Source organism: Nocardioides sp. QY071 (assembly GCF_029961765.1).
Classification (GTDB): Bacteria; Actinomycetota; Actinomycetes; order Propionibacteriales; family Nocardioidaceae; genus Nocardioides.
On record NZ_CP124681.1, the window covers coordinates 526,089 to 538,646 of the forward strand.

12 protein-coding genes are annotated in these 12,558 nt (G+C 71.8%); 8 read left to right on the forward strand and 4 right to left on the reverse strand.

The annotated features are described in order from the left end of the window. Nucleotides 1-182: 182 nt before the first annotated feature. A complete protein-coding gene (hemB, locus tag QI633_RS02500; RefSeq protein WP_260806606.1) occupies nt 183-1,121 on the forward strand; it encodes a porphobilinogen synthase in 939 nt (312 codons plus the stop codon). On the opposite strand, the gene QI633_RS02505 is transcribed toward hemB, so the two are convergent. Together QI633_RS02505 and QI633_RS02510 are read right to left on the reverse strand one after the other, a co-directional pair. Next, the gene (locus QI633_RS02505; protein ID WP_141800538.1) at nt 1,081-2,088 is read right to left on the reverse strand and encodes a glycosyltransferase family 2 protein; all 1,008 of its coding nucleotides are present in this window, start codon (nt 2,086-2,088) and stop codon (nt 1,081-1,083) included. The genes hemB and QI633_RS02505 overlap by 41 nt on opposite strands. Further along, on the reverse strand, nt 2,085-3,011 hold the full coding sequence (locus tag QI633_RS02510; RefSeq protein WP_160158363.1) for a Gfo/Idh/MocA family oxidoreductase: 927 nt from the start codon (nt 3,009-3,011) through the stop codon (nt 2,085-2,087). The genes QI633_RS02505 and QI633_RS02510 overlap by 4 nt, the downstream gene beginning before the upstream one ends. 251 nt (nt 3,012-3,262) lie before the next feature. On the opposite strand from QI633_RS02510, the gene QI633_RS02515 reads away from it, so the two are divergent. After that, nucleotides 3,263-4,480, forward strand: a complete 1,218-nt coding sequence (locus tag QI633_RS02515) for an IS110 family transposase (RefSeq protein ID WP_282426105.1) — start codon at nt 3,263-3,265, stop codon at nt 4,478-4,480. A gap of 17 nt (nt 4,481-4,497) precedes the next feature. Here the strand turns inward: QI633_RS02515 and rfbC are convergent, their stop codons facing one another. Next, the gene (gene rfbC, locus QI633_RS02520) at nt 4,498-5,043 is read right to left on the reverse strand and encodes a dTDP-4-dehydrorhamnose 3,5-epimerase (protein WP_160158362.1); all 546 of its coding nucleotides are present in this window, start codon (nt 5,041-5,043) and stop codon (nt 4,498-4,500) included. A 127-nt stretch (nt 5,044-5,170) separates the two neighbouring features. After that, entirely contained in the window at nt 5,171-6,394 is a 1,224-nt protein-coding gene (locus QI633_RS02525; protein ID WP_282427984.1) for a lytic transglycosylase domain-containing protein, read from the reverse strand. Between the two features lie 210 nt (nt 6,395-6,604). On the opposite strand from QI633_RS02525, the gene hemL reads away from it, so the two are divergent. Genes hemL through ccsB form a run of 6 tightly spaced genes read left to right on the forward strand, consistent with a single transcriptional unit; the run spans nt 6,605 to nt 12,550 of the window. After that, nucleotides 6,605-7,927, forward strand: a complete 1,323-nt coding sequence (hemL, locus tag QI633_RS02530) for a glutamate-1-semialdehyde 2,1-aminomutase (protein WP_282427985.1) — start codon at nt 6,605-6,607, stop codon at nt 7,925-7,927. Continuing rightward, the gene (locus QI633_RS02535) at nt 7,924-8,619 is read left to right on the forward strand and encodes a histidine phosphatase family protein (protein ID WP_141800533.1); all 696 of its coding nucleotides are present in this window, start codon (nt 7,924-7,926) and stop codon (nt 8,617-8,619) included. Before hemL ends, QI633_RS02535 begins: the two co-directional genes overlap by 4 nt. Beyond that, nucleotides 8,616-9,191, forward strand: coding sequence for a TlpA disulfide reductase family protein (locus QI633_RS02540; RefSeq protein ID WP_282427986.1), 576 nt, complete (start codon nt 8,616-8,618; stop codon nt 9,189-9,191). Before QI633_RS02535 ends, QI633_RS02540 begins: the two co-directional genes overlap by 4 nt. Beyond that, nucleotides 9,184-9,948 (forward strand): cytochrome c biogenesis protein CcdA, encoded by a 765-nt coding sequence (locus QI633_RS02545; protein ID WP_141800531.1) that lies wholly within the window; start codon nt 9,184-9,186, stop codon nt 9,946-9,948. Before QI633_RS02540 ends, QI633_RS02545 begins: the two co-directional genes overlap by 8 nt. After that, nucleotides 9,945-11,528, forward strand: coding sequence for a cytochrome c biogenesis protein ResB (locus tag QI633_RS02550; protein WP_282427987.1), 1,584 nt, complete (start codon nt 9,945-9,947; stop codon nt 11,526-11,528). The genes QI633_RS02545 and QI633_RS02550 overlap by 4 nt, the downstream gene beginning before the upstream one ends. Further along, the gene (gene ccsB / locus QI633_RS02555; protein ID WP_282427988.1) at nt 11,525-12,550 is read left to right on the forward strand and encodes a c-type cytochrome biogenesis protein CcsB; all 1,026 of its coding nucleotides are present in this window, start codon (nt 11,525-11,527) and stop codon (nt 12,548-12,550) included. The genes QI633_RS02550 and ccsB overlap by 4 nt, the downstream gene beginning before the upstream one ends. Nucleotides 12,551-12,558 lie beyond the last annotated feature (8 nt).

Sequence of the window (12,558 nt, forward strand, 5' to 3'; positions counted from 1 at the left end):
GTGCGCCCAGCATGGCCGCAACCTAGGTCTGAACGAAGTGGCCTTTGCCAGCGCACGCGTCGAGCGCCGCTCGCGTGCACGATCCCTTGGAGTTACTCATCTAGCCCGCTCCTAGACTCGGAGGTGTGAACGAGATCCTGCGCCCCGTCGTCCGTCCCCGTCGCCTGCGGACCTCGGCGGCGATGCGCGACCTCGTCGCCGAGACCACGCTGCGGCCCGAGCAGCTGGTGCTGCCGGCGTTCGTGCGCGAGGGCGCGAGCGAGCCGACGCCGATCAGCTCGATGCCCGGTGTCGTCCAGCACACCCGCGACTCGCTGCGCAAGGCGGCGGCCGAGGCGGCGCAGGCGGGGCTGCGCGGGATCATGCTGTTCGGCGTACCGCAGGTCAAGGACGCCACCGGCTCCGGCGCCACCGACCCCGAGGGGATCCTCAACGTCGCGATCGCCGACGTCGCCAGCGAGGTGGGCGACGCGCTGGTCGTGATGGGCGACCTGTGCCTCGACGAGTTCACCGACCACGGCCACTGCGGGGTCCTCGACGCGGCCGGCCGGGTCGACAATGACGCCACCCTGGTGCGGTACGCCGACATGGCGGTCGTCCAGGCCGAGGCCGGCGCCGGCATGGTCGGCCCCAGCGGCATGATGGACGGCCAGGTCGCGGTGGTCCGCGACGCCCTCGACGCCGCCGGGTTCACCGACACCGGGATCCTCGCCTACTCCGCGAAGTACGCCTCCGCCTTCTTCGGACCCTTCCGCGAGGCGGTCGACAGCTCCCTGCAGGGCGATCGCCGCACCTACCAGCAGGACGGTCGTCGCAACGCCAACGAGGGCGTGCGCGAGGCGCTCCTCGACATCGAGGAGGGGGCCGACGTCGTCATGGTGAAGCCGGCCCTGGCCTACCTCGACGTGCTGCGCCGCGTGGCCGACGCCGCGAGCGAGCTCGGCGTGCCGACGGCGGCGTACAACATCTCGGGGGAGTACTCCATGCTCGAGGCGGCCGCGGCCCACGGCTGGATCGACCGCGAGGCGGCGATCCTCGAGACGCTCACCTCGATCCGGCGCGCCGGTGCGGACATCATCCTCACCTACTGGGCCACCGAGGCCGCCGGCCTGCTGAGCTGACCTTCAGCGCGGCCAGCTCCTCGGCCAGGGCCCGGTTGCGGGCCCGGAGCCGCCGGTTGGCCTTCCGCTTCCTCTCGAGCGCGGCGGAGGCGGCGTCGAACGCCCCGCGGGTCCCCTCGAGGTGGGTCCACAGGTCGGAGATCTGGGTGATGGCGCCCTGGTGGGCCGTCGCGACCTCCCGGGCGTACGTCGTCGTGACGCTCAGGCTGGCCCCCAGCTCGGCGAAGGCGCGGGCGCGGAAGTCGCGCTGGGCAGTGTCCGAGCCGAGCAGCGCGGCGGCGATCCGCCGGTTCTCGGCCGCTCGGTCGGCCAGGTCGACGTCGGTGCGCTCCGCGTCGGGCAGGCTGACGCCCTCGACCGCGTACCGGGTCGCCAGCTGCAGGCCCGGGGTGTCGAGGAAGGCGCGCCACATGTGCAGGTCGCTCCACACGTCGGCGGGGGCGGGCTGCCAGCCGTGGACCAGCCGGCGGTACGCCGCGAGCCGGTAGCCCGCGACGCTCGGCCCGAAGAGGTTGAACCTCTCGGTGCGCATCCGCTCCCGCGTCGCCGGGTCGGCCAGGTCGCCGAGGTGCACCGCGATCTCGCCCTCGGGCGTCAGTCGGACCTGGAGCAGGTTGCCGAAGTCGGCGTCGGCGAGCAGCTGCCGCAGCTCGGCGAGGTGTCCGGGGAACCAGAGGTCGTCGTCGGCGATCTGGGCCACCAGCGGGCGCGTCGCCTCGTCGACCTCCTCCAGCACCCGGTGACGGTGCGCCTCTCCGTGCCGCTCGCCCTTCGGCAGGTCGAGGACGCGGACCCGCGGGTCGCGCTCGGCGTACTCCTGCGCGAAGGCGGCGGTCTCCGGCGGCGCGCCGTCGCAGATCACGACCAGGTCGAGGTCGGTGACGCTCTGCGCCAGCACCGACTCGATCGCCGTCCCCAGCATCACCGGTGGGCGGTGCACCGGGAGCAGGACGGTGAACCCGGTCAACCGCTCGCGCCGGGCAGCCCGGCCATGGTCCGCAGGGTCGCGATGGCCCGGACCACCGCGAGGGCGTCGCTCGCGTCGGACCGGGGCGGCGGGCCGCCGGCCAGGTGGTCCAGGAAGGCCCGCAGCTCGGCCGCCAGGGGGAGCTCGGCGCCCACCGGCCGCTCGCGGGTCTCGGGCGTGATCTCGACCCCGTCGACGGTCCCGGCCAGCACGATCCGGTCGTCCCAGGAGTCGGCCAGCTGGCCGGAGCCGTGCTCGCCGACCACGACGACGGTACGACGGTTGACCGGGTGGTCGGCCGACACCTCGCAGGTGACCAGCGGTCCGTCGTCGTCGCGCAGGACGGCGAGCAGCCCGCTGCCCGAGGCGTCCGCCGCAGCCGCGAACCGCGGCTGCGGGACCCGGCCGAGGATCTCGACCGCGATCGACAGGTCGTGGGGGAGCAGGATCCACACGGCGTCGACGTCGCGGTGCGGGTTGCCCCAGCCCAGCCGGTGGCTGGTGATGCTGCGCAGCGGGCCGAAGGCGCCGCTGCGGGCGAGCCGGGCGAGCTCGAGGATCCCGGGGTGGTAGCGCCACTTGTCCATCACGAAGATCCGCTCGCCGGCGGCTGCGACCAGCTCGGCGGCACTCTCCGCGTCGGCGGTCAGCGGCTTCTCGACGAACATCGGCCGCTCGCGGGGGAGCAGTGCCCGCACGCACTCGGCATGCCGCACCGTGACCGGCGCGATGACGTAGCCGTCGGCATCGGGCAGGTCCGCGGCCGACGCCACCACGGAGGCGGCGCCGCCCCCGAGTGCGGCCTGCCGCGAGGCCTCCGACGGCACCGCGACGTGCACCTCGGCGCCCAGGGCGCGCAGGTCCCGGAAGATGAGCCGTCCCCAGCGGCCGAAGCCGACGAGGCCGACGACGGGTGCGCTCATTGGTGCACCATCCCTTCGGTAGCGGTGATGGATGGTGCGGGATGAGGCTTCCTGACGAACCGCCGGCCGGTGGCTGACCGCCCAGCGCGCTTGTCCCTCGAGGACCAGCGTGAGATCTGCGGCAGCCGCCGGGCCGGGAAGCCACAACCGGCGCTAGGGATATGCGGGTTGGACCGCCACGCAATGAGCATCCGGCACGGCTTCTCGACACCGACGGTGCCACATCCATCATCACCGGAAGGACCGGACGAATGTCCACACATCAAGGCCGGCTGTTCGCTGGCATCGACTGGGCCACCAAGACCCACGCAGTCTGCGTGGTCGACGATCAAGGCGCCATCAAGGTGCGTTTCGAGATCCCCAACACCAACAAGACCTTCACCGGGCTGGTCAAGCGCCTGAGCAAGCTCGATGTCGAAGGAGTCGCCATCGAACGCTGCGACGGGCCCTTGGTCGAGGCGTTCCTCGACGCAGGGCTGCGCGTCGTGGTCATCACCCCACGCCAGGTCAAAGGCCTGCGCAGCCGCTACACCGGCTCCGGCGCCAAGTCCGACGCCGGTGATGCCTACCTGCTGGCAGACGTGCTGCGCACCGACGGCCACCGCCTCACCCCGCTGACCCAAGACAGTGAAGCCACCCAGGTACTGCGATCCCTCTCGCGCACCCGCAAGCAGCTGGTCGAGTCCCGCGTCGGACTGGTCAACCAGCTCCATGCCCAGCTGGAACGCTGCTTCCCCGCAGCGATCGGACTGTTCTCGCGACTCGACAGCGACGTCACCATCGCCTTCCTGCGTCGCTACCCCACCCAGCATGCGGCCAGCCGGCTCACTCCGGCCCGGTTCGCTGCGTTCCTGCGCCGCATCGCCTATTGCGGCCGCAAGCCCGTTGACGAGCTCTACGCCCGCATCGCCGACGCCCCATCCGCAGGCCTGTCCGCGACCGAAGCCGAAGGACGAGCCGTGTGCGTGCTGGCCCTGCTGCGCACCATCGAGACCACCCGCCACGAGGAACGCGAACTCGAGGCCGAGATCATCGAACGCCTCGACGCCCACGCCGACGCGCACATCTTCACGTCCCTGCCCAAAGCCGGACACGGCGTCCGCGCAGCCCTGCTGCTGTCCGAGATCGGCGACGTCCGCGCCCGGTTCCCCGACGAGGAATCCCTCGCCGCCCTGGCCGGCGTCGCGCCCGTCACCAAGGCCAGCGGCAAGCTCCACACCGTCGGGTTCCGCTGGGCCGCGGACAAGAAGCTCCGCAACGCACTCATCGACTTCGCCGACGACTCCCGCAACGCGAGCCCATGGGCCGCGAAGATCTACGCCGACGCCATCGCCCGCGGCAAACGCCACCCCCACGCCGTGCGCATCCTGGCCCGCGCATGGGTCCGCGTGATCTGGCGCTGCTGGCAAGACCACACCGCCTACAACCCCGAACTCCACGGAGGCGCCATGCAACTTCAAGCCGCCTGAGGTTGACCTAGGGAATCTCACGCCTCGACCCCGGAGAGGTACGCCGCGCGCATGGTCGCGAAGTCCGGGGCGCCCCGGTCCCGCTCGGAGAGCAGCGGGTCGGGGTCCAGCCGCCAGTCGAGGCCGAGCGCGGGGTCGTCGTAGCGGCAGCCGAGCTCGTCGGCGACGTCCCAGTAGCTGTCGACGCCGTACAGGTGGACGCTCGGCACCGGGAACCAGAAGCCGTGGCACACGCCGGGCGGGATCGCGACGGCCGTGGGCGCGTCGGCGTCGATCGTCAGCACGGCGGAGCGTCCGGTCGTCGGGCTGTCGGGACGCAGGTCGTGCAGGCCGAGGACCAGGGTGCCGGCGAGGACGGTGAGGTAGTCGTGGTGGGTGACGTGCACGTGGACCCCGCGCAGCACCCCGGCCCGGGAGCGGACGGCGTTCCACTGCACCGGGCGCACGTCGAGCGGCCACTCGTCGCGGAACACCTCCACGAACTGTCCCCGCTCGTCGGCGTGGGCGGTGAGGTCCACGACCCGCACGCCTGCCAGCGCGGTGTCCTCGCCCGTGAGTGCCACGTCTCCTCCTCCGGGCCTCGGTGGAGGCCGCGGGAAACGGTAGTCGCTGGGTGGGCCCACGGCAGGAGAAACACGAGAGCCCCGGACCAGGGGGGCAGTTCCGGGGCTCTCGCGGGTCGTGCGTGGGCTACGGCTTGAGGCCGTAGCTGAGCAGGCAGTTCAGCAGCTGCACCGACTGGGTCAGCTTCGGGTACTCGGCCTGGCAGGCGCTCGCCGCCTGCTGGCTGGTCAGCAGGCCCAGGACGCCGCTGATCAGGTTCGAGGTGACCGCGCCGGCGCCCGTGTCGACGTCGTTGAGCGGGCCGGGCAGCTCCGGGAGGCTCGGCGCGGTGCCGCCGCCGCCGGTGCCGCCGCCACCGGTGCCACCGCCGCCGGTGCCGCCGCCGTTGTTGCCGCCGTTGCCGGCGTCCGCGGGCGGTGCCGGGAGGGTCGGGTCGGCGGACGGGGTGCCGGTGGTGGTGCCCTTGCCGCCCTTGTTGCTCTTGAACTTGCCGGGGCCGCTGACGTCGAAGCTCGGCGGCTCGGGGACGACGTAGCCCGCGGCGGTCGAGTTGTTCGGCACCGAGGTGAAGTCGCCCTCGAGGTAGGCGTTCATGATCTTGAGGACCAGGTCGACGTAGGCCTGGCTGTGGTTGTAGCGGTAGACCGCGGCCCGCTGGCCGACGACCGTGGAGAGGTCGCCGTCGCCGGAGCAGAGGTAGACGGCGGCGGCCAGCGCCGCGTCGTCGATGTCCTGCGGGTTGCGGGCGGCGTCGTCGTCGGCGTCCACGCCGACGACCTGCCAGGTCGAGGGGATGAACTGCATCGGGCCGACCGCGCGGTCCCACTGGGTGTCGTTGTCGTAGACGCCCGCGTCGGTGTCGGAGATGGCCTTGGTGTTGGCCTGGCCGTCGAGCGCCGGGCCGTAGATGCCGGGGGTGGCCACGCCGTCGTTGTCGAGGACGTTGCCGCCGTGGCGACCGTGGTTGGACTCCACGCGGCCGATCGCGGCGATGAGCTGCCAGGTGATGTTGCAGGACTCGTCGGCGGAGTTGATGACCGTCTCGGCGCGCTGGTAGGCGGCCAGGGCGGCGGCCGGGATCGCGTTGGTGGAGGCGGCGGAGACGATGCCCGCCTCGTTGCCGTCCTCGAGTCCCTCGATCGAGGCCGGGTCGGAGAGGCTCGCGGGGTCCTCGATGGACTCCTCCGGGACGCTGGTGCCGTCGGTCACCTGACCGGGCGTCTCGGCGGCCTGGACCGGCGAGCCGATGCCGCCGATGCCGGCGACCGAAGCGGTCCACGCTGCGGACAGCAAGGCGAGCGGGATGATGGTCGCGACGCGTTGCAGTCGCCCCAGACGCTTCCTCGACATGTGTAACTCTCTCCCCTGGCCACGAGTGGCCCCGTTCTCGCGGGCTCTCCCTCAGTGCCCACCTGTGCACCGAGTCAACGAATCGTGACACACCCGCGTTACGGGTGTCACATGATCCCGCACACAACGTCGCGCCCGTGCTATGGGCGCGGTGCACAAAACAGGTGGCCGGGATGAGGGCCATTGGGACCCATCGGCGACAATGGCGCGGTGTCCGCACCCCTGACCTCGACCTCCGAGGCCCTCTTCGCCCGGGCCCGTGAGGTGACCCCCGGCGGCGTCAACTCCCCGGTCCGTGCGTTCAACGCCGTCGGCGGTACGCCGCGGTTCATCCGCTCGGCCTCCGGGCCGTGGCTGACCGACGTCGACGGCAACGAGTACGTCGACCTGATCTGCTCCTGGGGGCCGATGCTCCTGGGCCACGGGCACCCCGCCGTGCTCGACGCCGTCCAGGCGGCGGTGGGCCGCGGGACGTCGTACGGCACGCCCACGGAGGGCGAGGTGGCGCTCGTGGAGGCGATCGTCGCGCGCACCCCGGTCGAGCGGCTGCGCCTGGTCACCTCCGGCACCGAGGCGACCATGTCGGCGATCCGGCTCGCCCGCGGCTTCACCGGCCGCGACGTGGTCGTGAAGTTCGCCGGCTGCTACCACGGCCACGTCGACTCGCTGCTCGCCGCGGCGGGCTCGGGCCTGACCACCTTCTCCATCCCCGGCACCCCGGGCGTGCCGGCCAGCTCCACCGAGCTGACCCTGGTGCTGCCCTACAACGACCGCGAGGCGGTCGCCGCGGTGTTCGCCGAGCACGGCGACCGGATCGCCTGCCTGATCACCGAGGCCGCGCCGGGCAACATGGGCGTCGTACCTCCCGCGCCGGGGTTCAACCGGTTCCTCGCCGAGACCTGCAAGGCTCACGGCGCGCTGTTCATCAGTGACGAGGTGATGACCGGCTTCCGGGTCTCGGAGGCCGGCCAGTGGGGAACCGACGGCGCCGTCGAGGGCTGGGCCCCCGACCTGATGACCTTCGGCAAGGTGATGGGCGGCGGCTTCCCGGCCGCCGCGTTCGGCGGCCGCGCCGACGTGATGGCCCACCTCGCTCCCGAGGGCCCCGTCTACCAGGCCGGCACCCTGGCCGGGAACCCGGTCGCGACCGCCGCCGGCCTCGCCACCCTCACCGCCGCGACCGACGAGGTCTACGCCCGGCTCGACGTCGTCGCCGACGCGCTGCGCGCCGGGGTCGCGGAGTCGTTCACCGCTGCCGGGTTGCCGCACGTCATCCAGTCGACCGGCTCGATGTTCTCGGTGTTCCTCACCGAGGCCCCGGTGACGAACTTCGCGCAGGCGCAGGGCACCAGCGTGCCGGCGTACGCCGCGCTCTTCCACTCGATGCTCGACCAGGGCGTGCACCTGCCGCCGTCGGCCTTCGAGGCGTGGTTCGTGTCCTCGTCCCACGACGACCGGGCCGTCCAGCAGGTCCTCGACGCCCTTCCGGTGGCTGCCCGCGCCGCCGCCACCGCCTTCGGAGCCGCGCTGTGAGCACCCCCGACACGATCGTCCACCTGGTCCGTCACGGCGAGGTCCACAACCCCGAGGGCGTGCTCTACGGCCGCCGCGACGGCTTCCACCTCTCCGACCGCGGGCGCGCGATGGCCGACCGGGTCGCCGAGGCGCTCAAGGGCAACGACATCACGGTGATCCGCTCCTCGCCGCTGGAGCGCGCCCAGGAGACCGCCGCGCCCCTGGCGTCCGCGCTCGGGCTCGAGGTCGGTCGCGAGGCGCGGGTGATCGAGTCCGCCAACCGGTTCGAGGGCCTGACCTTCGGCAAGGGCAACAACGCGCTGCGCAACCCGCTGCTGTGGCGCCACCTCTACAACCCGTTCAAACCGTCGTGGGGCGAGCCCTACCGGGCGATCGTCGAGCGGATGATGGCGGCCGTCCACGACGCGCGTCGCGACGCCGCCGGTCACGAGGCCGTCCTGGTCTCCCACCAGCTGCCGATCTGGACCACCCGCCTGGCCGCGGAGAAGCGCTCCTTCCTCCACGACCCGCGCAAGCGCCAGTGCACGCTGTGCTCGATCACCTCGTTCGGGTTCGCCGGCGAGGAGCTGGTCGAGATCTCGTACGCCGAGCCCGCCATCGACCTGATCCCGACCGGCGACATCGCCGCGCCGTTCTCCGCCGGTGACGCACCGGAGGAGAACCGGCCGGAGGGGACCCCTTCGGCATGAGACGTCGTGTCGTCGCCCTGATCGGGCTGGTCCTCCTCGCGTCCGGGTGCTCCCGGATCGGCGGCACCGGCGACCAGAACTACATCAACGGCGACCAGCAGCTCGTCCTGGTCAAGGCCGCCGACCGGCAGCAGCCCCTCGGCATCAGCGGTACGACGATCCAGGGCCAGCCGCTCGACATCGCCGACCTGCGCGGCAAGGTCGTCGTGCTCAACGTCTGGTGGTCCGGGTGCGGGCCGTGCCGCAGCGAGATGCCGATGCTGGTCGAGGCCGAGGACGAGCTGGCCAAGGACCAGCCCGACCAGGTCGCCTTCGTCGGCATCAACATCCGTGACCTCGCGCCGGAGACCGCGGCGGCGTTCGAGAGGGACCGCGGCGTCGACTACCCGTCGCTCTACGACCCGGGCAGCGAGACGCTGCTCGACATGGGCAAGTACGCGCCGTACGCGCCCCCGGCCACCCTGGTCCTCGACCGTGAGGGCCGGGTCGCGGCGCTGATCAACGGGCCGGTCCCGTCGAAGACCACGTTGACCACCGTCGTCGAGGACACCCTGGCGGAGTCCGATGGGTGACTGGTTCCGCGAGCAGGCGCTCGCCGGCGGGCTCGGGATCGCCGTCCCCGTCGCGATGGTCGCCGGGCTGGTCTCCTTCTTCTCCCCGTGCGTGCTGCCCCTGCTGCCGGGCTACCTGTCCTATGCGACCGGGCTCTCCGGCGCCGACCTGGCCGCCGGTGAGGCGAGCCACCGCCGAGGCCGGATGCTGCTCGGCTCGGTGCTCTTCGTGCTCGGCTTCGCGGTCGTCTTCGTGTTCGCCGGTACGGCGTTCGGCGGCCTCGCCTCCCAGCTGCAGCGCTGGCAGGACACCATCACCCTCGTGCTCGGCGGGATCCTCATCGTGCTCGGGCTGGTGTTCGCCGGGTTCGTCCCGTGGCTGCAGCGCGACGTGCGCATCCACAAGCTGCCGGGCGTCGGCCTCGGTGCCGCCCCGCTCATCGGTGCGCTGTTCGCGATCGGGTGGACGCCCTGCGTCGGCCCGACCTTCGGCGTCATCCTCAACCTCACCTACGCCGACGGCGGCACCGCAGCCCGCGGTGCGCTGCTCGCGCTCTGCTACGCGCTCGGCCTCGGCATCCCGTTCGTGATCGTGGCGCTGGCCTACAACCGCACCGTCGGCGCGCTGAAGTGGGTACGCCGCCACCAGGCCACCGTGATGCGGATCGGCGGGCTGTTCCTGGTCGCGATCGGCCTGCTGATGGTCACCGGCTGGTGGGACCACATCGTCCAGTGGGCGCAGCTGCGCACCGTCGACTTCGGGGAGACGCTCGTATGAGCGGCCCCGACGAGCGCCCTACCGAGCGCCGGTCCGGAGAGCTGACCGCGCGCGAGCTCGGCCGGTGGACGTGGCGCCAGATCACCTCGATGCGCACTGCGCTGATGCTGCTCCTGCTGCTCGCGCTGGCCGCCATCCCCGGCTCGGTGATCCCGCAGGCCGACGTCGACTCGCTCGCCGTGACCCGCTGGAAGGACGAGCACCCGAAGCTGACGCCGGTCTACGAGAAGCTCGACCTGTTCTCGGTCTACAGCTCGCCGTGGTTCTCGGCGGTCTACCTGCTGCTCGTGCTGTCCCTGGTGGGCTGCATCATCCCGCGCCTGTTCGTCTACTACCGGGCCCTGCGCGCCCAGCCGCCCGCGGCACCGCGCCACCTGACCCGCATGCCGGTCCAGGCGTCGTACGACACCGAGCAGGAGCCCGACGAGGTGCTGGCCCGGGCCCGCCGGGTGCTCGGCCGACGCCACCGGATCCGCAAGGCCGGCGAGGGCGACGACTTCGTGGCCGCCGAGCGGGGCTACGTCCGCGAGGCCGGCAACCTGGTCTTCCACCTGTCCCTGCTGATCGTGCTCGCCGGCGTCGCGATGGGTGGCCTGTGGGGCTACCAGGGCGGGGTGATCCTGGTGCAGGGCACCACCTTCAGCAACAACCTCACGCAGTACGACGACTTCAAGCCCGGTGGCCTGTTCCGGCAGAGCCAGATGGAGAACTTCCGGTTCAGCGTCGACAAGTTCTCCGTCGACTGGCTCAAGGAGGGCCCGCGCTTCGGCCAGGCCCGCAAGTTCCAGGCCGGGCTGACCTACCGCGTCGGCGACGGCGAGCCGGAGAAGTACGACCTCAAGGTCAACCACCCGCTCGAGATCGACGGCACCGACGTCTTCCTGATCGGGCACGGCTACGCCCCGGTCATCACGGTCCGCGACGGCACCGGCCAGGTCGTGTGCACCGGGCCGACGGTCTTCCTGCCACGCGACGCCAGCTTCTTGTCGTACGGCGTCGTGAAGTGCCCGACCGCGAAGCCGGGCCAGATCGGGCTCGACGGCCTGTTCTTCCCCAGCTTCGAGATGAAGGACGGCAACCCCGTCACCGTCTTCGGCGACGACCTCAACCCGACGCTGTCGATGCTCGCCTACACCGGCGACCTCGGGCTCGACGACGGTCGCTCGCAGTCGGTCTACGTCCTCGACAAGGCCAAGGCGACCCAGCTGAAGAAGGCCGACGGCAAGCCGCTGCGCGTCGACCTGCAGCCCGGTGACTCCGTCGAGCTGCCCGACGGGCTCGGCTCGGTGACCTTCGACCGGGTGGACCCGTGGATCCGGGTGCAGATCAGCCAGACGCCCGGCAAGGGGATCGCGCTGACCGGCGTGATCCTCGCCCTCATCGGCCTGTGCTGCTCGCTCTTCATCCGGCCGCGCCGGGTGTGGGTGCGGGCGGTGCCCGCCGGTGCTGACGGGGACGGCAGCGGCACCCGGGTCGAGGTGGCGGTCCTCGACAGATCCGGAAATGGTGAGATGGACGAGGTCCTCGCCGCCGTACTCGACAAGCTGCGGGACGAACCCGAGAACGTGAGGCAGTCATGAGCAACACCGCGTGGGAGACGCTGAGCAACCAGGCCGTCGCGACGGCCGGCGTCGTCTACTTCCTGGCCCTGGTGGTCTATCTGGCCGAATGGGCCTCGCTGCGTCAGCCGGCGGCCGACCGTGAGCTGGTGGGCGCCGGCGCCGCGGCGGACGCGCCGACGGCGGCGGAGCCCGAGCCCGAGGGCGCGCGGACAGCGTTCCTCGGCCGGCTCGGCATCCTGCTCACCTCGATCGCCTGTGCCGCCCACTTCGTGGCCCTGGCCGGCCGCGGCATGGCCGCGGACCCGAACCGGGTGCCCTGGGGCAACATGTACGAGTTCACGCTCTCCGGCACGTTCGTCGTGGCGCTGCTGTACGTCGTGCTCTACAAGAAGTTCGCCCTCGGCTGGATGGGCCCGCTCGTCGTCGGCTTCGTCGTCGCCACCCTCATGCTGGCCGTGATCTGGCTCTACGACGCCGTCGCGCCGCTCACCGAGGCGCTGAACTCGCCGTGGCTCGTGATCCACGTGGTGTCCGCGATCACCGCGACCGGCGCCTTCACCCTCGGCGGCATCGCGTCGGCCATGTACCTCGTCCGGATGCGCGCCGAGCGCCGCGCCGCCGCGACCGAGCGGCCGCTGAGCCGGTGGATCGGGCGGGTCCCCCAGCTCGACGCCCTCGACCGCCTCGCCTACCGGGTGCACGCCTTCGCGTTCCCGGTGTGGACCTTCGCGGTCCTGATCACCGGCCCGATCTGGGCGCACGAGGCCTGGTCGCGCTACTGGAACTGGGACCCCAAGGAGGTGTGGGCGTTCATCACCTGGGTCGTGTACGCCGGCTACCTCCACGCCCGTGCCACCGCCGGCTGGAAGGGCCGCAAGGCCGCCCTGCTCGCGCTGCTCGGCGTCGCGACGCTGTGGTTCAACTTCATCGGGATCAACTACTTCTCGACCACGAGCCAGCACTCCTACGCGGCCGAGCGTGTTGTCGACGCAACTACCGGACTTGTCGCCGAACTGCCGTTCCGGGGACGAATTCGGTAGTTGAACCG

Coding starts and splice junctions, on each gene's coding strand:
- hemB (WP_260806606.1), top strand. CDS start 183: ATGCGCGACCTCGTCGCCGAGACCACGCTGCGGCCCGAGCAGCTGGTG.
- QI633_RS02510 (WP_160158363.1), bottom strand. CDS start 3,011: ATGAGCGCACCCGTCGTCGGCCTCGTCGGCTTCGGCCGCTGGGGACGG.
- QI633_RS02515 (WP_282426105.1), top strand. CDS start 3,263: ATGTCCACACATCAAGGCCGGCTGTTCGCTGGCATCGACTGGGCCACC.
- QI633_RS02525 (WP_282427984.1), bottom strand. CDS start 6,394: ATGTCGAGGAAGCGTCTGGGGCGACTGCAACGCGTCGCGACCATCATC.
- QI633_RS02540 (WP_282427986.1), top strand. CDS start 8,616: ATGAGACGTCGTGTCGTCGCCCTGATCGGGCTGGTCCTCCTCGCGTCC.
- QI633_RS02545 (WP_141800531.1), top strand. CDS start 9,184: ATGGGTGACTGGTTCCGCGAGCAGGCGCTCGCCGGCGGGCTCGGGATC.
- QI633_RS02550 (WP_282427987.1), top strand. CDS start 9,945: ATGAGCGGCCCCGACGAGCGCCCTACCGAGCGCCGGTCCGGAGAGCTG.
- ccsB (WP_282427988.1), top strand. CDS start 11,525: ATGAGCAACACCGCGTGGGAGACGCTGAGCAACCAGGCCGTCGCGACG.